Below are 203 nucleotides of genomic sequence, written 5' to 3' on the forward strand. Positions count from 1 at the left end.
GCCAAGGTTAAAAAACTTTTGAAAAGGAAAAAGTCAGCACAAAGAGATATGTCTAGGAGATTTAAAAAAGGTGTAAAAATTCAATCTGTCGGATATGAAAAAGCGAAAGCTGAGCACCTGCGGTTATCTAGGAAAATTACGAATATCCGAAATAACCATATCCATCAAGCAACAGCTAAATTGGTGAAAACCAAACCAATGAG

1 pseudogene is annotated in these 203 nt (G+C 35.5%); it reads left to right on the forward strand.

The features are described from left to right. Positions 1-203 (forward strand): annotated as a pseudogene (locus BAQ48_RS01045) (RNA-guided endonuclease InsQ/TnpB family protein); the annotation flags it as partial.

This window comes from Bacillus luti (genome assembly GCF_001884105.1).
Lineage (GTDB): Bacteria > Bacillota > Bacilli > Bacillales > Bacillaceae_G > Bacillus_A > Bacillus_A luti.